We start from the raw sequence: 20,178 nt of genomic DNA, 5'->3' as shown, positions 1-20,178 counted from the left end.
TTCCCCTTCGTGCAGTGGTACGTCTCTGCTGGGTCCGCCGTCGGCCGGTGCGTTCATTCGGATGCGGATCCCCCCGCTCGAACGAGATCGAGAGCTTGGGGGGAGGCACCGGCCGGCGACTACGCGAGGGTTGTTCGACCGATAGTGATCATCTCTTCCGTACGACGACGAAGTCGGCGAGCGCCACGAACTGGGCCCGCACCTGGTCGGGCATCCGGACGGCGTCCAGGGCCTCGATGGCGATGGTGTGCTGGCGACGCGCCTCCTGGGCGGTCCACTCGCGGCCGCCCGCCTCCTCGATGAGCGCGGCGCGCGCGGCGAACTCCTCCTCGGAGAAGTTCTCGAAGTCGCTGGCCTTGGCGTCCTCGGCGAGCAGTTCGCCGAGGCGCTCGGAGGCGGGCCCGCCCGCGGCGAGCGCGGCCACCACCGGCAGGGACTTCTTGCGCTGACGCAGATCGCTCCAGGTCTGCTTTCCGGTGGCCTCCGGGTCGCCCCAGATGCCGAGGAGGTCGTCGACGGCCTGGAAGGCCAGGCCGAGGTGGTAGCCGTACTTCTCCAGTGTGTCGGCGGTACGGTCGTCGGCCCCGCCGAGCACCGCGCCGATGGAGCAGGCGCAGGCGAGCAGGGCGCCCGTCTTGTTGCCCTCCATCTCCAGGCACTCCTCGACGGTGACCCGGTCGCGGTGCTCGTAGGAGATGTCCTGCGCCTGACCGTCGATCAGGGCGCGGGTGGCGGTGGTCAGGCGGCGCGTGGCGCGGCCCGCCTCGACGGTACCGAGCTCCAGGAGAACCTCGTTGGCCAGCGCGAACAGCGCGTCGCCGACGAGGATGGCCTGGGCGGGCCCGTGCACCTTCCAGACGGTGTCGCGGTGCCGGCGCTGCTCGTCGCCGTCCATCAGGTCGTCGTGCAGCAGGGAGAAGTTGTGCACCAGTTCAACGGCGACCGCGCCGGGCACGCCCACCTCGGGGGCGGCACCCGCGGCCTGCGCGGACAGCACGGCGAGCGCGGGGCGTACGGCTTTGCCGCCGTCGCCGTCCGCGGGGTTGCCCTCGGCGTCGATCCAGCCGAAGTGGTAGGCGGCGACGGTGTCCATGGGCGCCGCCAGGCGGTCGACGGCCGCCTTCAGCACCGGTGTGGCCAGGGTCCGGCCGCGCTCCAGGAGCGCGGTCACGTCCACCGCGTCGGCAGCCGTTTCGGCCGGGGGCACAGTGGGCACAGTCTCTCCTCTTGTTGCGATACCGGGGGTGCGGGGACCGGTCCCGTGCAGATCGAGCGTCACGCAGCCTCCTCGAAGAGTTCGAGGAGGTGATCGCGGGGCCGGCCCAGGGCGCCCAGCGCGGCGCCGGCCGCGCTGACGCCACTGCGGACCGCACTCTCCATGGTCGCGGGCCACCCTGTGGCGGTCCACGATCCGGCCAGATACAGGCCGGGGGCCTTGGTGCGGGCGCCGGGCCGCAGCCGCCCGACGCCGGGGGTGGGGGCGAACGTCGCCGTGCGCTCCCGGGTGACGAAGAAGTCCTTCACGTCGGCGCCGCGCGCGGCGGGCAGCAACCGCTCCAGCTCCGGCAGATAGCGTGCGCGCAGCGCGGCGACGGGTTCGTCGATCTCGTGCTGCGCCGCCGACTGCGACAGGGCGAGGTACTGGCCCTCGCCCAGCCCGGACGCCTCGGTCCGGTCGAAGACCCACTGCACCGGGGAGCCGAGGGCCGCGAAGAACGGGCGGCTGAGCACCTTCCGGTCGTAGACGACATGGACGTTCAGGATCGGCGCGGTGCCGATCTCCAGGAGCCGCTCAGGGGCATCCAGCGCGCCCTCGGGCAGCAGATCGTGGGCCTCGCGCTGGGGTACGGCGAGGACAACGGTGTCGGCGTCGACGACCTCGCCGGGAACCTGAACGCTCCAACGCCCGTTTTCGTCAGAGGAGATGGAGGTGACGCGTGTACGCACTTCGGTACGGACGCCCGCGGAGTCGAGCGCCTTGCGGGCCAGGGTGTCGTGCAGTTCGCCCAGCGGGACGTGTGCCCAGCCGATGTCGGCCGCGCCCGGGTCGGACAGCAGACCGGTCTTGAACACCATCGCGGCGAGCCCGAGCGACGAGTCGCCGGCCACCGCGTTGAGGGTGGCGACCCCCACGAGGTCCCACAGTGCTTCGACGGCACGCTCCGACTGACCGTGCGCGGTGAGCCAGCTGCCGAAGTTCTGCGCGTCGAGCGCCGGATCGGCGAGATCCAGGCCCTTGAGCGCGAGCGCGGCACGTCCGACCTTGGCGCGCTCGGCGAGCGAGAGATGCTGGTACGTGGCGAGGCTGCGCGCCAGATGCAGCGGCACGGGCAGCGCGGTGCGGCCGATTCTGCCGAGCCGCCGCCCGGGTGTGCCCGCGGCGTCGAGAACGGGCACGTCGAGACGATCCTGCAGCGGCGCCAGCGCGGCTCCGTCGATGCGGTCGAGGAACCAGCGGTAGCCGGTGCAGCAGCGAAGGTAGACATGCTGCCCGTTGTCGACCGTCAGATCGCCGCGCTGGAAGGAGAACGCGAGACCGCCGAGCCGCGGCCTGCCTTCGAGCAGGGTGACGCGCACCCCGGCGTCGGCGAGCGCGAGCGCGGTGGTGATTCCGGCCAGCCCGCCACCGACCACCACGGCGGTCGGCCCTCCGGAGCCACCCACGGGCTGCGTGACCTCGCTCATCGTGCACCCTCCCCCAAGAACCCGCCGGGCTGGTTGAACGGTGCACGGCAGGCCATCGCAGTCAGGGACGCCCGCCGGCCGCGGAGGGTTGCGTGCCGCTTCCCGCCGGTGGAATCACCGTGGCCCACATGGTCCATCAGGCGCGCCTCCTGACGGTACGGCGCGACACATGCCGGGTGTCGAGGCCGGAGAGGCCGCGCACGGCGACGTACGCCTTCTCGCGTCCGGGCAGCGAGACCCGGCCGCGCAGCACGGCCTCCGGCTCGCGCTCGATGCGGTCGAGGAGGCGGCGGTAGATGCCGGCCATGGCCGCGACACAGGCGCCGCTGCGCCGGTCCAGCATGGGCAGCAGCCGATAGCCCTCGGCGAAAAGGGCGCGGGCCCGACGCACTTCGAAGTGCACGAGGCCCGCGAAGTCGGAGCCGGGCGGTGGCGTCGGTCCGTTGAACCCGGCCGAGCAGCCGAACTTGGCGAGGTCGTCGGCGGGCAGATAGGTGCGCCCGCCCTGCGCGTCCTCGCGGACGTCCCGCAGGATGTTGGTGAGTTGGAGCGCGAGCCCGAGCGTGTCGGCATACTCCGGCGCGCGCTCCGCGCCGCGCGCCCCCGGCTCCGTACCGAACACGCCGAGCGAGAGCCGCCCGATCGCGCCGGCCACGCAGCGGCAGTAGACCTTCAGGTCGTCCCAGGTCTCGTACGTCTCACCGCGTACGTCCATGAGGACGCCGTCGATGAGTTCGTCGAGGCCGCCGAGGGGTACCGGGAAATGCGCGGCGGTGTGGCTGAGGGCGACCGCGACCGGGTCGGTGTCGTCCTCGTCGACGGAACCCTCGCGGACCCGGGCGAGCAGGGCCCGGGTGTCCTCGAGGCGGGCCGCCTTGACGTCCGACACCAGCGCGCCGTCGCCGATGTCGTCGACACGCCGGGAGAACGCGTAGAGCGCCGACATCGCGCGGCGCTTGGGCGGTGGCAGCAGTCTGATGCCATATGCGAAATTACGCGCCTGCTGACCGGTCACTGCCTCGCAGTAGCTGTAAGCGGCGAGTACCGGTGCGGACATGTGTGGTGGAGACTCCACGGTCCGGATCACCCCTCTCCTCGCAGAGTCACTCCCACCTCGCGCAGCAACTGGAGCTTGCCGGGCTTGGGCGGGCCGGGAAGTACGTCGTATTCAGCGGCGGCGATCGCACGGATCGCCGCCCTTCCCCCCGCAACGAACCCCGCGAGCAGCAGCTTCAGCCTGCCGTGGACGCTACCCACGAGGGGGGTGCCTTCATTCAGGAGGTGCAAGGCTCGTTCTGATTCGTATGCAACCAGCGCGCGCACCGATGCGCCTGCTGTGGCGGCGGCGAGATCCGCCTCCTGGACGTGGAAGCGCTTCATGTCCTCGGCAGGGAGGTAGACGCGGTCGCGGCCGAGGTCCTCGGCGACGTCCTGGAGGTGTTCGACGATCTGCAGTGCCGTACATACCGCGTCGGAGTGGCGGACGCGCTCGGGGGTGGAGGTTCCGGTGACGGAGAGGACCAGGCGGCCGACGGGGTTGGCCGACAGCTCGCAGTAGGCGACGAGGTCGTCGTAGGTCTCGTACCGCTTGACCAGCTGGTCCTGGCGGTTGGCCGCGATCAGGCCGAGGAAGGGCTCGGGAGTGAGGCCCGCGCGGCGGACGGTGGGCTGGAGCCGGCGCAGCAGGGGGTGGCGCGGGGTCGAGTCGAACACGCGGTGAAGATCGGCTTCGAAGGCGTCGAGCAGGAGGAGGCGATCACCTGCCTCTACGGGCGACACGCCGAGGAGACGGGCGTCCGCGCCGCCCGGGGCGAGGTCGCCGTCACCGATGTCGTCGACGAGACGGGCGAAGCCGTACACGGCCATGAGGTCGGTGCGCCAGGCCTTGGGCAGAAAGAACGGTGCCACGGGAAAGTTCTCGTCCGCAGCCTTGTCGAGGGTGTCGCGCTCCGGATCGCCGGTGCGCGCCGTCCCGGCTTCGGTCACCGCTCGCCACCCGGCGCGAGGACGGCACCCGCATCGCGGAGCTGGAGAGTTTCCGTAGCCATTGCCGTCACATCTCCCGTTCTACACTGCCGACCCAATAGTGCCCATTTCGGACACGCCGCCCGGAGGTCCGCGCAGCGCGCCGGTGCCGGGTGTCGCGCATTATCGCCCTACTTGGCGCGATTCAGCACCGGTACAGCTTACGTTGTACAACGCGGCGCGCTCCGTCGGGGTGTCCTGCACATCACAACAACACACCGATTGGTGTCAAGATTCCTAAGGCCAGCAGGAGTTGGCGTTTCCTTTGCAGACGCAGGGCCCCGCCGAAGAGTTCCGGCGGGGCCCTGGTCGATATGGGCTACTTGCCCGTGAACTTCTCGTACTCCTTGAGGACCTCTTCGGTCGGGCCGTCCATCCGCAGCTCGCCGCGCTCCAGCCAGAGCACGCGGTCGCAGGTGTCGCGGATCGACTTGTTGTTGTGACTGACCAGAAACACCGTGCCGGCCGACTTGCGCAGCTCGCGGATGCGGTCCTCGGAGCGCTTTTGGAACTTGCGGTCGCCGGTGGCGAGAGCTTCGTCGATCATCAGGACGTCGTGGTCCTTGGCGGCCGCGATGGAGAAGCGGAGACGGGCCGCCATGCCGGACGAGTAGGTGCGCATCGGGAGGGTGATGAAGTCGCCCTTCTCGTTGATGCCCGAGAAGTCGACGATCTCCTGGTAGCGCTCCTTGATCTGCTCGCGGGACATGCCCATCGCGAGCCCGCCCAATATGACGTTCCGCTCGCCCGTCAGGTCGTTCATCAGGGCCGCGTTCACGCCGAGCAGCGAGGGCTGGCCGTCGGTGTAGACCTTGCCCTTCTCGGCGGGCAGCAGACCGGCGATGGCCCGCAGCAGGGTGGACTTGCCGGAGCCGTTCGAACCGATCAGGCCGATGGCCTCGCCGCGGTACGCGGTGAAGGAGACGCCCCGGACGGCGTGCACCTTGCGGACGCCGCGCTCCTCGCCGCGCTTGAGGATACGGCTGAGGGCGGCCGTGGCACTGCCCTTGCCGGTCTTGGCGCCGTTGACGCGGTAGACGATGTGCAGCTCGTCCGCGATGACGGTGGGGACGGTGGAGGTCTGCTCAGCCACGGCCGTACCTCTCTTCAGCCTTCCAGAAGTACACGAACCCGCCGAGGGCGACGACCACGGCCCAGAAGGTCGCGATGGCCCACACATGCGGCGGCAGGTGGGAGGAGCCGTACCCGTCGATGAGCGCGTAGCGCATCAGGTCCATGTAGACCGCGGCCGGGTTCGCCTGGAGCGCTCGGATGATCCACTCCGGACGCCCGGCGAGCATGGAGCTGATGGAGAACATGACACCGGACGCGTACATCCACGTCCGCAGGATGAACGGCATCAGCTGGGCGAGGTCCGGTGTCTTGGCGCCCATCCGCGCCACGATCAGAGCGAGGCCCGTGTTGAACAGGAACTGCAGGGCGAGCACCGGGACGATCAGCAGCCAGGACAGGCCCGGGTAGCTGCCGAAGGAGATCGCCACGATGAACAGCACGATCATCGAGAAGAGCAGCTGCTGGAGCTGCTGGAGCGCGAAGGAGATGGGCAGCGAGGCGCGCGGGAAGTGCAGCGCGCGCACCAGCCCCAGGTTGCCGGAGATCGCGCGGACGCCGGCCATGATCGAGCTCTGCGTGAACGTGAAGACGAAGACGCCGGTCACCAGGAACGGGATGTACACGTCGTGTGACATTCCGCGGTTGGCCTTCAGGATCAGACCGAAGATCAGGTAGTAGACGCCCGCGTTCAGCAGCGGGGTCGCCACCTGCCACAGCTGACCCAGCTTGGCCTGGCTGTACTGGGCGGTGAGCTTCGCCTGCGAGAAGGCGAGGATGAAGTGGCGCCGCCCCCAGAGCTGACGCACGTATTCGACGAGCCCGGGCCGGGCACCGCTGACCGCGAGCCCGTACTTGGCGGCCCGCTCGGCCGCGGAGAGCCCGTCATCGGGCGACGGTCGGTCGCTCACCGCGACTCCGCCGTCATGCGTTGTCTCACTCACAAGTGGAAACTTTCGTCTTCAAGATGCGCACAGCCTGGTCGGGCTTAGGCATGAGCCAGGGACCGGGGTACGGCCACGAATGCTCTCAGAAATGAGCTTGTCAGATGACAGGAGGTCGGCCCAGTCGAGTCAGCCGCCACACCGTACGCCACTTCATGGGGCGCCGGGGCCCGCACGGACTGGTCCAGCCCTCCTTGAAACCGCCGAACCAGGCTTTCAGGGCCGGCCGCGAAGGGCGGCGCAGCAGCGTCAGGAGCATCCAGACGCCGAGGTAGACCGGGACGAGCGGGGCCGGAAGGTTGCGGCGGGCGAGCCAGACGCGGTTGCGGGCGACCATGCGGTGGTAGACCGCGTGCCGCGAGGGCGCGGTCGTGGGGTGGTACAGCACCATGTCGGACCGGTAGTCGATCATCCAGCCCGCGTCGAGAGCCCGCCATGCCAGGTCGGTTTCCTCGTGGGCGTAGAAGAATTCCTCCGGGAGCCCGCCGACTTCGGCGAAGACCTTCGTACGGACCGCGTTGGCGCCGCCGAGGAAGGTGGTGACGCGGGAGTTGCGCAGCGGGTCGGAGGCGCGCAGCCGCGGGACGTGGCGGCGCTGGGTCTCGCCGGTCTCCGGGTCCGCGATGCGGAAGCTGATGATGCCGAGCGCCGGGTCGGCGGCGAAGGCCTGGCGGCACAGTTCGGCGGTGTCATGGGTCGCGAGGAGGCCGTCGTCGTCGAGGAAGAGCAGGATGTCGACGTCGCCGCCGCCGGGGCCGAATGCCTCGATGCCGACGTTGCGGCCGCCGGGTATGCCGAGGTTCTCGGGCAGTTCGACGGTGCGTATGCCTTGGGGGACGTCCGGGACGGGCGAGCCGTTGCCGACGACGACCACCTCGACGCGGTCGCCGTCCTGTTTGGCGACGGAGTCGAGAAGGGCCCGGAGTTCCTCGGGGCGGTTGCCCATGGTGATGATGACCGCGCCGACCTTCATACCCGTACTCACTTCAGCCTGCTGGAGGCGAGGATGGACACGAGGTGCAACACGGTCTGCAGGAGCGCGATGCCGGCCAGCACCGCGACGCCCAGCCGGGAGAAGAACAGGTCGCCCCGCACCGAGTCCAGGATCGCCAGGACCAGGATCAGCAGGGACGCCTCGATCCCGAGCACCAGCCGGTGGAACTTCAGCGCGGCGGCGGCCTTGCGGGCCAGCGCCATCCCGGACGAGCGCGGCTCGGACGCCGCCTCCTTGACCGGCGGCAGGCCGCCCTGGTGACGGGCGACGCCGACCAGGTCGGTCTCGGCCTTGATCAGGATCGCGCCGAGGGCGGCCAGGGTGCCGAGGAAGGCCCACAGCCAGTCGATCCGCCCGGAGCCCCACAGATCGGCGGCGCGCAGACCGAAGCCGACGAGCACCGCGGCGTCGGTCAGATAGGCACCGACCCGGTCCAGGTAGACCCCGCCGAGCGAGAACTGCTGCCTCCATCGCGCGATCTCGCCGTCGACGCAGTCGAGCAGCAGATAGAGCTGGACCATCAGCACGCCGAGCACGGCGCCCGCGATCCCCGGCACCAGCAGCGCCGGGGCCGCGAGCACGCCGCAGACGGTCATCAGATACGTGAGCTGGTTGGGCGTGATCCTGGTGTTCACCAGGTAGCGGTCGCAGCGCAGCGAGATCTCTCGCATGTACAGGCGTCCCGCCCAGTGCTCACCGCTGCGCCGGTCCTTCACCCCTGCGGGGTGAACGACGGGGCGGAGTTCAGCTACCGATGGCCTTGGCATAGTCGGAGTAGATGTCCTTGATCTGGTGGGTTTTCAGGTCGAGGTGTTCGAGGATCGTGTAGCGGCCGGGCCGGGTCTGTGGAGCGAACTCCACGACCTGCACGAACTCGTCCACGGTGAAGCCGATCTCCTCCGGCAGCACCGGCAGCCCGTGCCGGCGCAGCACCTCGGCCATGTACGCCGACTCCTCGTGCGCCCCCCGCAGGTACATCGCGAAGGCCGCGCCAAGACCGCACTGCTCGCCGTGGCTCGCCGCGCGCTTGGGGAAGAGCAGGTCGAAGGCGTGGTTGATCTCGTGGCAGGCGCCGGACGAGGGGCGCGAGTCACCCGACACCGACATCGCGATACCGCTGAGGACCAGCGCCTCGGCCAGCACCTGCAGGAAGTCGTTGTCGCCGATGCCGCCCGGGTGCCGCAGCACGGCCTCACCGGCCTGGCGGGCCATCGCGGCGGCGAGTCCGTCGATCTTCTCACCGTTGACGCGGTTGGCCAGCTCCCAGTCCGCGATCGCGGAGATGTTGGAGACGGCGTCGCCGATGCCCGAGCGCACGAACCGCGCCGGGGCCTCACGGATCACGTCGAGGTCGATGACGACCGCGATCGGATTGGGCACACCGTACGAGCCGCGGCCGGCGTCGTTGTCGAGGGTCGCGACGGGCGAGCACAGGCCGTCGTGGGCAAGGTTCGTGGGTACGGCGACCAGCGGGAGGCCGACGCGCGCCGCGGCGAACTTGGCACAGTCGATGATCTTGCCGCCGCCGAGGCCCACGACCGCGTCGTAGTGGCCGGCCTTTATGGCGCCGGCCAGCTTGATCGCGTCGTCCAGAGTGCCGCCGCCGACCTCGTACCAGGTCGCGCCGGGCAGGGCCGGGGCGATCCGCTCGCGCAGCTTGGCGCCGGAGCCGTTGCTCACCGCGACGGCGAGCTTGCCGGAGTGCGAGATGCGCTGGTCGGAGAGGACGCTCGCCAGGTCGTCCAGGGCACCCGGACGGATGTCGACGACGACCGGCGAGGGAATGAGCCTCGTCAGTACTGGCACGCGATCTCCCGTCCCTTGGCGAGGTCGTCGTGGTTGTCGATCTCGACCCACTTGACGTCACCGATCGGCGCGACATCGATCCTGAAGCCGCGGTTGACGAGCTCCTGGTAGCCGTGCTCGTAGAACTGCTGCGGGTCGGTCTCCCACACCGTCTTCAGGGCGTCGGCCAGCTCGGCGGCGGCCTCGCCCTCGATCAGCGTGACACCGATGTACTCGCCGGTGGCGTCGGACGGCTCCATCAGCTTGGTGATCTTCTGGACGCCCTTGTCGGGGTCCACGACGACCTTCATCTCCTCGTCGGCGAGGTTCTTCACCGTGTCGAGGGCGAGGATGATCCGCTTGCCGTCGCCGCGGGCGGCCAGCAGCGTCCGCTCGACGGAGACCGGGTGCACGGTGTCGCCGTTGGCGAGGATCACACCGTCCTTGAGCGCGTCACGCCCGCACCACAGGGAGTAGGCGTTGTTCCACTCCTCGGCCTTGTCGTTGTCGATGAGGGTGATCTTGAGGCCGTACTTCTCCTCGAGGGCCGCCTGTCGCTCGTAGACGGCTTCCTTGCGGTAGCCGACGATGATGCCGACCTCGGTCAGCCCGATCTCGGCGAAGTTGCCGAGGGTCAGGTCCAGGACCGTGATGCTGTCCTCTATGCCCGCGGGACCAACCGGCACGAGAGCCTTGGGGAGGCTGTCGGTGTAGGGGCGCAGACGCCGTCCGGCGCCGGCCGCCAGCACAAGGCCGATCATGCGGGTTCTCCTTCATCGTGTACGGCGGGCGCCCCTGCGGACACCCAGAAGCGGATGCTCTCGACGAGCACCAGCAGGGCCACGGCCACGGCGATCACCGTGAGCGCGAGCTTGAACTGTGCGGCGGTGAGCGACGCGGCCAGGACGGTGACCAGCAGCGTCCTGCCTTCGTGCCCGCCGATCGCCCGCACCAGCCAGTGCGGGGGGGCTCCGGCGTTGCCGCGGATGCGGTACACCGTGTCGTAGTGATGGTAGGCGACCGCGGCCACCAGACCGAAAGCCGCAGGAAGTGCTCCGTTCACGTCGGCTTTGGCGGCCAGTACCAGAACGGTGAGGTATTCGGCGGCGCGGAAGAAGGGGGGGACCAGCCAGTCGAGGGCGCCCTTGAGCGGGCGGGCGACGGCCACCGGCGACAGCAGTACGTAGATCGCGGCGCCCAGGACGGGCCACCAGCTGCCGTACGGGGAGAGCGCTGCGCCGAGCACCACGAGGGCGCCGGCGGCGAAGGCGACGAGCGCGGGCGCATAGCGCACGGCCCCGCGCGTGACGCGGTTCACCAGCTCCGCGAGCGGACCGGAGTCGGTGAGGTCGGCGAGCGCACGGGCGGCGCGGTCGGTGCGCCGGGCCTTGCGGGTCAGCGAGCGCAGTACCCGGCCCGCCGTGGTGTAGGTCGCCGCGAACGCGCAGCCGATGAGCAGCGCGTAGAAGGTGATGCGCGGCGTGGTCAGCGCCGTGAGCACGGCGATCATCGCCCATCGTTCACCGATGGGCAGGACTATCATCCGGCGCACCCAGACCGTCCAGCCGACGCTGTCGAGCTTGTCCGAGAGGGCCGCGGTGGGGCTGGTGTTGGCGGTCGCGTCGTGGTTCGCCTCGTTGAAGGAGAAGTCGACGACGTGCCGGCAGGTCTGCAGGATCATCGCGCCGAGGGCGAGCGCCCACACGTCGTCGCCGCCACGGGCCGCGCCGAGGGCGAGACCCGCGTAGTAGGCGTACTCCTTGGCACGGTCGAAGGTGGCGTCCAGCCAGGCGCCGAGCGTCGAGTACTGCAGGGAGTAGCGGGCCAGCTGCCCGTCCGTGCAGTCCAGGACGAAGGAGAACAGGAGCAGCAGACCCGCGGCGACGAAGCCGGCGCGGGTGCCGGTGGCGGCGCAGCCGGCAGCGATCAGCGCGGTGAGGAGTGAGGCGGTCGTCACCTGGTTCGGGGTGAGACCACGGCGGGCGCACCAGCGGGCGAGGTAGCGCGAGTACGGGCTGATGCAGTACGTGGTGAAGAAACCGTCGCGGGCCTTCACGGCGCTGCGCAGTCGTACGGCCTCGTCGTCCACGGCGGCGACGGCCTGCCGGGCCTCGTTGCGCTCCTGCGGATCGGTGGGGACGGCGGCGACGAGCGTGCCGAGTTCGGGGTGGTGCACGGCGACGCCGTCCGCGTCGAGAGCCGCGGCGATGCGCTTGGCGAGGTTCTCGGTCGCGACGGCCAGGCCGCCCGAGGCGGAGCTCTCGCGGGCCACGGCCCGGGACAGCGCCCGGCGGGCCTCGGGCTGCACGGATATGGCGCCGGGCAGCGCGGAGGCCGCGAAGCGGGGGTCGGTGAGGCCGAGGCGCAGCGCGTGCGGGTGGCCCACGAAGCGGGCGTCGACTACGGCGACCCGCTGGTCGGCCGGGACGGCGGCCAGCAGCGTCTCGGTCTCGCCCGCGTCGGAGGCGAGCCGCACGTCGAAGCCGAGCGACCGCAGATCGCCCTCGAGCGACGATCCGGGGACCGGCTGGCCGGTGAGGATGGCGGTCGACAGCGAACTCACTCCCTGGGTGCCGACGCGTCCGCGCCGGGCAAGTGCGTGGTGGGATGGCCCCGCGCCAAGCCCTGTCGGGGCCTGTCCGGGCGGCATGTCGGCAGAGGTTATCGGATGGATGGAAGCGGGCGTTCACCACCTGTTCACGGCCCGATCCACCCGGTTTTGCATGGGCTCCGCCGCGATCATCATCACGGATCCGGGCCCCGGGCCACAAACCGCACCCCCCAGACCGGCGCATTCTCGGCATGGCACACGCCCTCCGGCGCACCGCCCGGAGCGGGGCGGGGCGGCCACGGAGAGGAGTGCCCCGAGCGGGCGGCACGGACTCGGCGGACGGCCGCCCGGAGCGGGCAACGGGGAACCCAGGCCCCGCCCCGCCGGAGCGGGGAACAGGGAACCGAGGGGGCGCCCCGCCGAAGCGGGGGACAGGGAACCCAGGGGACGCCCCGCCGAAGCGGGGAACAGAGACCCACGAGACGCCCGCCCTGAACGGACCGCACCGACCCCACGCCCGCCCAGCGCGGACGGCACCGACCCAGGAGGCGCCCGCCCGGAGCGGGGTCGCGTCGGCGTCGCGGAGGACCGGCATAGGGTGGTCGTCCATGACATGGCTGATCACAGGCGGAGCCGGATACATCGGGGCCCACGTGGCGCGGACGATGGTGGAGGCCGGGGAGCGCGTCGTCGCCCTCGACGACCTCTCGTCGGGGGTGCCGGAGCGGCTTGCGAAGAGCGTTCCGCTGGTGCAGGGCTCGTCGTCGGACGGGGATCTGCTGAAGCGGGTGCTCGCGGAGCACGCGGTGACGGGTGTGGTGCACCTCGCGGCGCGCAAGCAGGTCGGCGAGTCCGTGGCCCAGCCGACGCGCTACTACCAGGAGAACGTCGGCGGTCTCGCGACGCTCCTGGAGGCGGTCGCCGGGGCGGGCGTCCAGCGGTTCCTCTTCTCCTCCTCTGCGGCCGTCTACGGAAACCCCGATGTGGACCTCATCACGGAGGACACCCCCTGCGCCCCGATGAGCCCGTACGGCGAGACGAAGCTCGCCGGGGAGTGGCTGGTCCGGGCGGCGGGCCGGGCGCACGGCATCGCGACCGTGTGCCTGCGCTACTTCAACGTGGCGGGGGCGGCCGAACCGGAGCTCGCCGACACCGGAGTGTTCAACGTCATCCCGATGGTCTTCGACCGCCTCACCCGCGACGACGCGCCGCGGATCTTCGGCGACGACTATCCGACGCCCGACGGCACCTGTGTCCGTGACTACATCCATGTCGCCGACCTCGCCGAGGCGCATCTCGCGGCTGCCCAGCGGCTGGCCGGTGGCGCGAGCGGCGATCTGACCGTGAACATCGGCCGCGGGGAAGGGGTTTCGGTACGCGAACTCCTCACCCTCATCGGCGAGGTCAGCGGTGACACCCGGGAGCCGCTCGTCGAACCGCGCCGCCCCGGTGACGCCCCGCGGGCGGTCGCCTCGGCCGCGCTGGCCGCCCGGGAGCTGGACTGGCGCGCGCGGCGCGGGGTGCGCGAGATGGTCGAGTCGGCGTGGGCGGGATGGCTGCTGCGCCACCCCGCGACACAGACCGACCGACCCCGGAAGTGATCTTGGAAGGGCTCTGACCTGCGGATCGTTTCCGCAGGTCAGGGCATATGACAACGGTGTTCAATGCCGCGTTGCCCGGTACCCCCCGCCCGTAGTTCACTGGTGTTCCGAGCAGAACACGGGAGGCGGCTTCCATGGGGGCTGGGCACGACCACGGGCACGCGCACGGCGCGCCGCCCACCGGTACGGCGACGGCGGCGTACCGCGGGAGGCTGCGCGTCGCGCTGTCGATCACGCTCACCGTCATGGTGGTCGAGATCGTCGGCGGTCTCGTCGCCGATTCGCTCGCGCTCGTCGCGGACGCGGCGCACATGGCGACGGACGCGCTGGGCCTGGGCATGGCGCTGCTCGCGATCCACTTCGCGGCCCGTCCGCCGAGCGACTCGCGCACGTTCGGGTACGCGCGCGCCGAGATCCTCGCCGCGCTCGCCAACTGTCTGCTGCTGCTCGGCGTCGGCGGCTACGTCCTGTACGAAGCGATCCAGCGCTTTGTGACCCCGGCCGACACCCATGGCGGCCAGACCATCGTGTTCGGCCTCATCGGTCTGGTCGCGAACACGATCTCCCTGACGCTGCTCATGCGCGGCCAGAAGGACAGCCTGAACGTGCGCGGCGCCTTCCTCGAAGTGGCGGCGGACGCGCTGGGTTCGGTCGCGGTCATCATCGCCGCGGTGGTGATCGTGACCACCGGCTGGCAGGCCGCCGACCCGATCGCCTCGATCCTGATCAGCCTGATGATCGTCCCGCGCACCTGGAAGCTGCTCCAGGAGACGCTCAACGTGCTCCTGGAGGCCGCCCCCAAGGGCGTCGACATGGCGGACGTGCGCGCCCACATCCTGGCACTGGAGGGTGTCGAGGACATTCACGACCTGCACGCCTGGACGATCACCTCCGGCATGCCGGTCCTCTCCGCCCATGTGGTCGTCAGCTCCGACGTCCTGAACGCGATCGGGCACGAGAAGATGCTCCATGAGCTCCAGGGCTGCCTGGGCGACCACTTCGACGTCGAGCACTGCACCTTCCAGCTGGAGCCGAGCGGACACGCGGAGCACGAGGCGAAGCTCTGCCATTGAGAAGCTCTGCCGTGGAGAAGCTCTGCTATGGAGAGGCGGAGCCCTGCCGTGAGAAGCCCTGCCATGGAGAGGCGGCACCGTTGATTCGGATAATTCGGAGGCGGCGCCTTCGGCCGCACTGTTAGCGTGGCCGGCGATTCGAGGAGGTGGGTTGATGACGGTCGCTCTCGGCGCTGCCGCGCGCAGCGACACGGGCATCCCCATCTCCCGGGCCCACGGCTGACCCCCTCGCATGCGTACGTCGGCCGGGCCCCTCACCCAAGGGTTTCCACGTTGACCGACAACACCGACAACACCGACAACACCGACAACGCTGAACACACCACTGCCTGGCGCACCCGTCGGGAAGCCCCCGCCGACCACGCCGAGGTCCACACCGTGAACGCCACCGCCTTCCAGAGGGCGGCGGAGGCCGACCTGGTGGACGCGCTGCGCGCCGACCCGGACGCGTGGCTGCCGGGTCTGTCGTACGTCACCGAGGCGCCGGACGGCACGATCGCGGGGTACGCGCTGATCACCCGCTGCCATGTCGACGGTGTCCCCGCGGCCGCGCTGGCCCCCGTCGCCGTACGTCCGGAGCATCAGCGCCGGGGCGCCGGATCGGCCGTCGTACGCGCGGTGCTGGAGGCGGCACGCGCGCGTGGGGAGCGGCTCGTCCTCGTACTCGGGCATCCCGGGTACTACCCGAGGTTCGGATTCGTGCCCGCTTCGGAGTACGGCATCCGGCCCGGATTCGACGTGCCGTCCGAACACCTGATGGCCCTTGTCCTGGACGATTCCTCGTCGGTGGCACCGGGCACGATCAGGTATCCGGCCGCTTTCGGCGTCTGACGTACGTCGGCCGCATGTCCCGCTCCGGGCCTCCGGGGCGGGACATGCGGGAGCCGCGAAGTGCCGGGAGTGCCGGTTTCGTACGGCAGACTTGTGGCTCGAAGACCGATGCGAAGGATGGGTATGCCGATCACACCTGCCACCGCGACGCACAGTTCGTCGAACGGCACCGCTGAAGCGATCTTGCTGGAGCTGGTCGACGAGGACGGCAACACGATCGGTACGGCGGAGAAGCTCGCCGCCCATCAGGCGCCCGGGCAGTTGCACCGCGCATTCTCGGTGTTCCTCTTCGACGAGCGGGGCCGGCTGCTGCTCCAGCAGCGCGCCCTCGGCAAGTACCACTCCCCCGGCGTCTGGTCGAACACCTGCTGCGGTCACCCCTACCCCGGCGAGGCGCCCTTCGCGGCGGCCGCCCGGCGGACCTACGAGGAGCTGGGGATCTCGCCCTCGCTGCTCGCCGAGGCGGGCACGGTCCGCTACAACCACCCGGACCCGGACTCGGGCCTGGTGGAGCAGGAGTACAACCACCTCTTCGTCGGGATGGTGCAGTCGACACTGCGCCCCGACCCGGATGAGGTCGGCTCGACGGCCTTCGTGACGGCCGCCGAGCTGGCGGAGCGGCACGCGAAGGACACCTTCTCGTCGTGGTTCATGACGGTGCTGGACGCGGCCCGTCCGGCGGTCAGGGAACTGACGGGCCCGTCCGCGGGCTGGTGATCTGGACCACGCTGGGAGTGAGCGGCAGGGCGGCCCAGATCACCTTGCCGCCGCTCGCGGTGTGCTCGACGTCGCACACCCCGCCCGACTCCCTGGTGACCTCCCGAACCAGCAGCAGGCCCCGGCCACCGGTCTGCGCGTGGTCGGCCTCCAGCGCGGTCGGGCGGTAGGGGTGGTTGTCCTCCACGGAGATCCGCACCCACTCGGCGCCCACGGCGACCTCCACGGCGAGCATCGGGGAGAGCAACGCCGCGTGCCGGACCGCGTTCGTGACCAGTTCGGAGACGATCAGGAGCAGTCCCTGCACCACGTCGTCCGAGACCGGCACCCCCTGGCGGATCAGCAGATCACGGACCGCGTGCCGTGCCTGCGGCACGGAGGCGTCGATGGCGGGGGCGGTGAACCGCCACACCCCCTCGTACGGCCGCGGGCCCGGCGGCCTGCGGTCGGGCACCACCTCTCCGCCGCCACCAGGGCTCGGGTCGGACCCCCGCCCGAGGTTGTCCATCGTCCGGTCGCCACCCTCGCGCTCGATTGTCACCACACGTCGAGTGTTGGTAACGCGTCGGCCGTACCGGATGACTGAACAGAAGTCAGCGAGTATCGACAGGTTCTGTTCGTTGGCGTATGACACGGTCAGTTGTGGGACTGCTCCTGCACCTGTTGTGCCGACTTCGGGATCTATTCGGGTTGTACGGGTTTGGGGCCCAGCTCGCCCGATTCGTTCCGCACCGCCCCGTCGGCCACCAGGCGCTGCGAGACCATGCCCACGATGCGCCGCCCGCCGTACCCCGCGGCGATGAGGCCCAGGCCGTCGAAGAGCAGCGCGAGCCCGAAGAAGGCTCCGATGACGTACTTGCTGCTGCTCGGCCAGGAAGCGAGGACCAGGATGCCGAGGAGCAGGTCGAAGGCGCCCTGGACGAGCGTCCAGCCGAACTGGGGGCCGCGCACCACGAGGCTGCCGGCCAGCCGGAACACCCCGCCGGTCAGGAACAACAGGGCGGCGAACATGGTCAGCGCCTCGGCGGCCGCGTCCGGCCGGAGGATGACGACCACGCCGGCCGCGAGGTTCAGGGCGGCGACCACGAGGCCGAGCCAGAAGAAGTTGGTCCCGCGCGCCTGGATCGCGTGCAGCAGTCCGACCGCGCCGCCGATCAGCAGCAGCCAGCCGAAGAGGATCATCGACGTCAGCGTGGCGACCCCGGTGTAGACGAGCCCGACGAGCCCCGCGAGCACGAGGATCACGCCGAGCGCCGCGAGCCAGTCGAAGCTCCGGGTGAGCTTGGCGGTTTCGCCCCTGGGCCGGACCCTCCGCGATGTGACCATCAGCGCCTCCTCGGGCGTCATCCGTCCTGATCATGTGTGCGCCCGGTGCCGATAGCATCCGGCGTATGGAACCGCAGCTGTCGCACCGCGTCGACGACGGGGTCGCCACCGTCGTCATCCGCTACCCGGCCAAGCGCAATGCCATGACGGCGGACATGTGGCGGGCGCTGCCTCCACTCCTCGACGAGTTCACCGTTGACGCCGATGTACACGCGCTGGTGCTCACCGGTGCGGGTGAGACGTTCTGCGCCGGGGCCGACATCTCGACCCTGCGGGGGTCCCCGGCCGAGGCGCAGGGGCTCGCCGTGCTCGCCGAGGAAGCGCTCGCCGCGTTCCCGAAGCCGACGCTGGCCGCGATTCGCGGGTACTGCGTGGGTGGCGGGTGCCAGCTCGCGGCGGCCTGCGATCTGCGGTTCGCGCAGGAGGGGGCGCTGTTCGGGGTCACTCCGGCGAAGCTGGGGATCGTCTATCCGTCCGCCTCCACCCGACGACTGGTCTCGCTGGTGGGTCCGGCCGCCGCCAAGTACCTGTTGTTCTCGGGCGAGTTGATCGACGCTCAGCGGGCGCTGCGCACGGGCCTGGTGGACGAGGTGCTGCCCGAGGGCGAACTCGGCAAGCGCGTCGCGGAGTTCACTCGGGTACTGGCCGCGCGCTCGCTGCTGACACAGGCGTCGGCCAAGGAGTTCGCGAACGGGCGCACGGACCGGGACGCGTACTGGGCGGAGCGGGCGCGGAACAGCGGCGACACCGCGGAGGGGGTCGCCGCCTTCCTGGAGCGCCGTCCGCCGCGCTTCACGTGGACGCCGTCAGGCTGACACGTGGGGACGCCGTCAGGCTGACACGTAGGGACGCCGTCAGGCTGACGCGTAGGGACGCGACGCGTAGGGACGCCGTCAGACTGACGCGTCGGCGGCGCGCCACCGTGCGACCAGGTCGGCCGGGGCCTTCTCCGGGGAGCCCGCGTCGTACGGCGGCTGGGGGTCGTACTCGGTCAGCAGCTGGACGGACTGGGCGGCCCGGTCACCGGCGACCCTGCCGACCAGGGTGAGCCCCATGTCGATGCCGGCGGAGACCCCGGCCGCGGTGACGTACTTGCCGTCGATCACGACCCGCTCGCCGGTCGACTCGGCTCCGAACCGCTTCAGCTCCTCCAGCGCGAGCCAGTGGGAGGTGGCCCGGCGCCCCTTGAGCAGGCCCGAGGCCGCCAGAATCAGCGAGCCCGTGCACACGGACGTCGTCCATGCGCTGGTGGCGTCGGCGGTGCGCAGCCAGTCGAGCATGACCTCGTTGCCCATCTCGCCGCTCGGATCGGGGCCACCCGGGACGACGAGGATGTCGGGGCTCGGGACCTCGGCGAAGGAACGGTCGGCGATCAGGGAGAGGCTGTCCCGGTCGTCCCGGACGGGGCCCGCACGCTCGGCCACGAGGACCACCTCGGCGTCCGGGATGCCCCCGAGCATCTGGTACGGGCCGATGGCGTCGAGGGCGGTGAAGCGGTCGTAGAGGACGATCGCGATCTGCATGGAGTTCCCTTCACTGGGCGGGTGCTGGTCGGGTCACTGCGTGGGCGCCGCCCGGAACCGGCGGCGGTACTCGGCCGGTGCCGAGCCGAGCGTCTTGACGAAGACGCGGCGCATCGCCTCCGGTGTGCCGTAGCCGGACGCGCGGGAGATCTCCTCGATGCCGTCGCCGGTGTCCTCCAGGAGGCGCCGGGCGTGTTCGAGGCGGACCCGCTCGACGAAGCGGCCGGGCGTCATGCCGGTCTCGGCCTGGAAAGCGCGGGCGAAGTGGCGGGGCGAGAGGCGGGCGCGGGCGGCGAGGGACTCGACGCTCAGGTCGTCGTCGGGATGCTCTGTGATCCATTGCTGGACCTCGCGCAGCGGTGCGCGCTGTGCGGTCTGGGCGGCCAGCTGGGCGCTGAACTGGGCCTGGTTGCCCGGCCGCCGGAGGAAGACGACCAGGTGACGCGCGACGGTGAGGGCGGCCTCGCGGCCCAGGTCCTCCTCGACGAGCGCGAGGGCCAGGTCGATGCCGGAGGTGACGCCGGCGGAGGTGGAGACATGGCCGTCGCGGACGTAGATGGGGTCCGGGTCGACGTCGATCGCCGGATGGTCGCGGGCGAGCTCGTCGCAGTACGCCCAGTGGGTCGTGGCCCGACGGCCGTCCAGCAGGCCCGCCCCGGCGAGCAGGGCGGCACCGGTGCACACCGAGACCAGGCGTTCGGCGCGCGGTCCGTGCCGGCGCAGCCAGTCGGTCAGACGGGGGTCGGGGCGGCGGGCGCCCTGGCCGCCGGGGACGATCAGGGTGTGCGGGTCGGATACGTCGGCGAGTGCGTGGTCGGGGACGAGGGTGAGCCCGCTGGAGGCGCGTACCGGTGCGCCGTCCAGGGAGGCGGTGCTGATGCGGTACGACCCGCCGGCGTATGCCTCGGCGCCCGCGAAGACCTCCACGGGGCCCGTGACGTCGAGGCTCTGCACGTCGTCGAAGAGGACGACCAGGACGGTTCGCATGTCTTCGATTCTTGGCGGTCGGGGCGATGGCTGCAATGACGAGTACCCCACCTTTCCTGCCATCC

At 70.7% G+C, this 20,178-nt stretch carries 21 protein-coding genes; 5 read left to right on the top strand and 16 right to left on the bottom strand.

Annotated features, from left to right (window positions below; translation table 11 throughout):
- Nucleotides 1–148 precede the first annotated feature (148 nt).
- The 12 genes from ACFVXA_RS23795 to ACFVXA_RS23740 all read right to left on the bottom strand — a co-directional run bounded on the left by ACFVXA_RS23795 (nucleotide 149) and on the right by ACFVXA_RS23740 (nucleotide 12,058).
- The gene (locus tag ACFVXA_RS23795; RefSeq protein ID WP_362020248.1) at nucleotides 149–1,279 is read right to left on the bottom strand and encodes a polyprenyl synthetase family protein; all 1,131 of its coding nucleotides are present in this window, start codon (nucleotides 1,277–1,279) and stop codon (nucleotides 149–151) included.
- On the bottom strand, nucleotides 1,276–2,685 hold the full coding sequence (gene hpnE, locus ACFVXA_RS23790) for a hydroxysqualene dehydroxylase HpnE (RefSeq protein WP_384395840.1): 1,410 nt from the start codon (nucleotides 2,683–2,685) through the stop codon (nucleotides 1,276–1,278). Before hpnE ends, ACFVXA_RS23795 begins: the two co-directional genes overlap by 4 nt.
- A complete protein-coding gene (locus ACFVXA_RS23785; protein WP_362020242.1) occupies nucleotides 2,682–2,822 on the bottom strand; it encodes a DUF6380 family protein in 141 nt (46 codons plus the stop codon). Before ACFVXA_RS23785 ends, hpnE begins: the two co-directional genes overlap by 4 nt.
- Nucleotides 2,822–3,772 carry a presqualene diphosphate synthase HpnD gene (hpnD, locus tag ACFVXA_RS23780; RefSeq protein ID WP_383746734.1) on the bottom strand — a complete coding sequence of 317 codons (951 nt, stop codon included), beginning with the start codon at nucleotides 3,770–3,772 and terminating at the stop codon, nucleotides 2,822–2,824. Before hpnD ends, ACFVXA_RS23785 begins: the two co-directional genes overlap by 1 nt.
- Nucleotides 3,769–4,671: a squalene synthase HpnC gene (hpnC, locus tag ACFVXA_RS23775; protein ID WP_390026413.1), complete on the bottom strand. Its 903-nt coding sequence runs from the start codon at nucleotides 4,669–4,671 to the stop codon at nucleotides 3,769–3,771. The genes hpnD and hpnC overlap by 4 nt, the downstream gene beginning before the upstream one ends.
- Before the next feature lie 358 nt (nucleotides 4,672–5,029).
- A complete protein-coding gene (locus ACFVXA_RS23770) occupies nucleotides 5,030–5,821 on the bottom strand; it encodes an ABC transporter ATP-binding protein (RefSeq protein ID WP_383746756.1) in 792 nt (263 codons plus the stop codon).
- Nucleotides 5,796–6,725 (bottom strand): ABC transporter permease, encoded by a 930-nt coding sequence (locus ACFVXA_RS23765; protein WP_362020230.1) that lies wholly within the window; start codon nucleotides 6,723–6,725, stop codon nucleotides 5,796–5,798. Before ACFVXA_RS23765 ends, ACFVXA_RS23770 begins: the two co-directional genes overlap by 26 nt.
- A 100-nt stretch (nucleotides 6,726–6,825) precedes the next feature.
- A complete protein-coding gene (locus ACFVXA_RS23760; protein ID WP_384395846.1) occupies nucleotides 6,826–7,710 on the bottom strand; it encodes a glycosyltransferase family 2 protein in 885 nt (294 codons plus the stop codon).
- Nucleotides 7,707–8,486 carry a CDP-alcohol phosphatidyltransferase family protein gene (locus ACFVXA_RS23755; protein ID WP_362020224.1) on the bottom strand — a complete coding sequence of 260 codons (780 nt, stop codon included), beginning with the start codon at nucleotides 8,484–8,486 and terminating at the stop codon, nucleotides 7,707–7,709. Before ACFVXA_RS23755 ends, ACFVXA_RS23760 begins: the two co-directional genes overlap by 4 nt.
- A complete protein-coding gene (locus ACFVXA_RS23750; RefSeq protein WP_362020221.1) occupies nucleotides 8,464–9,525 on the bottom strand; it encodes an iron-containing alcohol dehydrogenase family protein in 1,062 nt (353 codons plus the stop codon). Before ACFVXA_RS23750 ends, ACFVXA_RS23755 begins: the two co-directional genes overlap by 23 nt.
- Nucleotides 9,513–10,265 carry a sugar phosphate nucleotidyltransferase gene (locus ACFVXA_RS23745; protein ID WP_389467997.1) on the bottom strand — a complete coding sequence of 251 codons (753 nt, stop codon included), beginning with the start codon at nucleotides 10,263–10,265 and terminating at the stop codon, nucleotides 9,513–9,515. Before ACFVXA_RS23745 ends, ACFVXA_RS23750 begins: the two co-directional genes overlap by 13 nt.
- The gene (locus tag ACFVXA_RS23740; protein WP_390026443.1) at nucleotides 10,262–12,058 is read right to left on the bottom strand and encodes a DUF5941 domain-containing protein; all 1,797 of its coding nucleotides are present in this window, start codon (nucleotides 12,056–12,058) and stop codon (nucleotides 10,262–10,264) included. The genes ACFVXA_RS23745 and ACFVXA_RS23740 overlap by 4 nt, the downstream gene beginning before the upstream one ends.
- A gap of 605 nt (nucleotides 12,059–12,663) precedes the next feature.
- Between ACFVXA_RS23740 and galE the strand changes: the two genes are divergently transcribed.
- The 4 genes from galE (at nucleotide 12,664) to idi (ending at nucleotide 16,277) form a co-directional block, all read left to right on the top strand.
- On the top strand, nucleotides 12,664–13,656 hold the full coding sequence (gene galE, locus ACFVXA_RS23735; protein WP_383905199.1) for a UDP-glucose 4-epimerase GalE: 993 nt from the start codon (nucleotides 12,664–12,666) through the stop codon (nucleotides 13,654–13,656).
- 134 nt (nucleotides 13,657–13,790) lie between these two features.
- A complete protein-coding gene (locus ACFVXA_RS23730) occupies nucleotides 13,791–14,729 on the top strand; it encodes a cation diffusion facilitator family transporter (RefSeq protein WP_390026411.1) in 939 nt (312 codons plus the stop codon).
- Nucleotides 14,730–15,002: 273 nt separating this feature from the next.
- Nucleotides 15,003–15,560, top strand: coding sequence for a GNAT family N-acetyltransferase (locus tag ACFVXA_RS23725; RefSeq protein WP_390026409.1), 558 nt, complete (start codon nucleotides 15,003–15,005; stop codon nucleotides 15,558–15,560).
- A 123-nt stretch (nucleotides 15,561–15,683) separates the two neighbouring features.
- Entirely contained in the window at nucleotides 15,684–16,277 is a 594-nt protein-coding gene (gene idi, locus ACFVXA_RS23720; RefSeq protein ID WP_362020205.1) for an isopentenyl-diphosphate Delta-isomerase, read from the top strand.
- Here idi and ACFVXA_RS23715 read toward each other — a convergent pair.
- Together ACFVXA_RS23715 and ACFVXA_RS23710 are read right to left on the bottom strand one after the other, a co-directional pair.
- The gene (locus ACFVXA_RS23715; RefSeq protein ID WP_383746760.1) at nucleotides 16,243–16,785 is read right to left on the bottom strand and encodes an ATP-binding protein; all 543 of its coding nucleotides are present in this window, start codon (nucleotides 16,783–16,785) and stop codon (nucleotides 16,243–16,245) included. The genes idi and ACFVXA_RS23715 overlap by 35 nt on opposite strands.
- Before the next feature lie 173 nt (nucleotides 16,786–16,958).
- The gene (locus tag ACFVXA_RS23710; RefSeq protein WP_362020456.1) at nucleotides 16,959–17,603 is read right to left on the bottom strand and encodes an HdeD family acid-resistance protein; all 645 of its coding nucleotides are present in this window, start codon (nucleotides 17,601–17,603) and stop codon (nucleotides 16,959–16,961) included.
- A gap of 65 nt (nucleotides 17,604–17,668) precedes the next feature.
- Between ACFVXA_RS23710 and ACFVXA_RS23705 the strand changes: the two genes are divergently transcribed.
- Nucleotides 17,669–18,418, top strand: coding sequence for an enoyl-CoA hydratase/isomerase family protein (locus ACFVXA_RS23705; protein ID WP_383905209.1), 750 nt, complete (start codon nucleotides 17,669–17,671; stop codon nucleotides 18,416–18,418).
- 78 nt (nucleotides 18,419–18,496) lie between these two features.
- Here the strand turns inward: ACFVXA_RS23705 and ACFVXA_RS23700 are convergent, their stop codons facing one another.
- Nucleotides 18,497–19,126 (bottom strand): DJ-1/PfpI family protein, encoded by a 630-nt coding sequence (locus tag ACFVXA_RS23700; RefSeq protein WP_384395852.1) that lies wholly within the window; start codon nucleotides 19,124–19,126, stop codon nucleotides 18,497–18,499.
- 33 nt (nucleotides 19,127–19,159) lie between these two features.
- Nucleotides 19,160–20,113, bottom strand: a complete 954-nt coding sequence (locus ACFVXA_RS23695) for a GlxA family transcriptional regulator (RefSeq protein ID WP_390026406.1) — start codon at nucleotides 20,111–20,113, stop codon at nucleotides 19,160–19,162.
- Nucleotides 20,114–20,178: the final 65 nt, after the last annotated feature.

This window comes from Streptomyces sp. NPDC058246 (assembly GCF_042881985.1).
Taxonomy (GTDB): Bacteria; Actinomycetota; Actinomycetes; order Streptomycetales; family Streptomycetaceae; genus Streptomyces.
The sequence above is the reverse complement of the archived record's forward strand: the minus strand, read 5'-3'. Positions and strand labels throughout refer to the sequence as shown.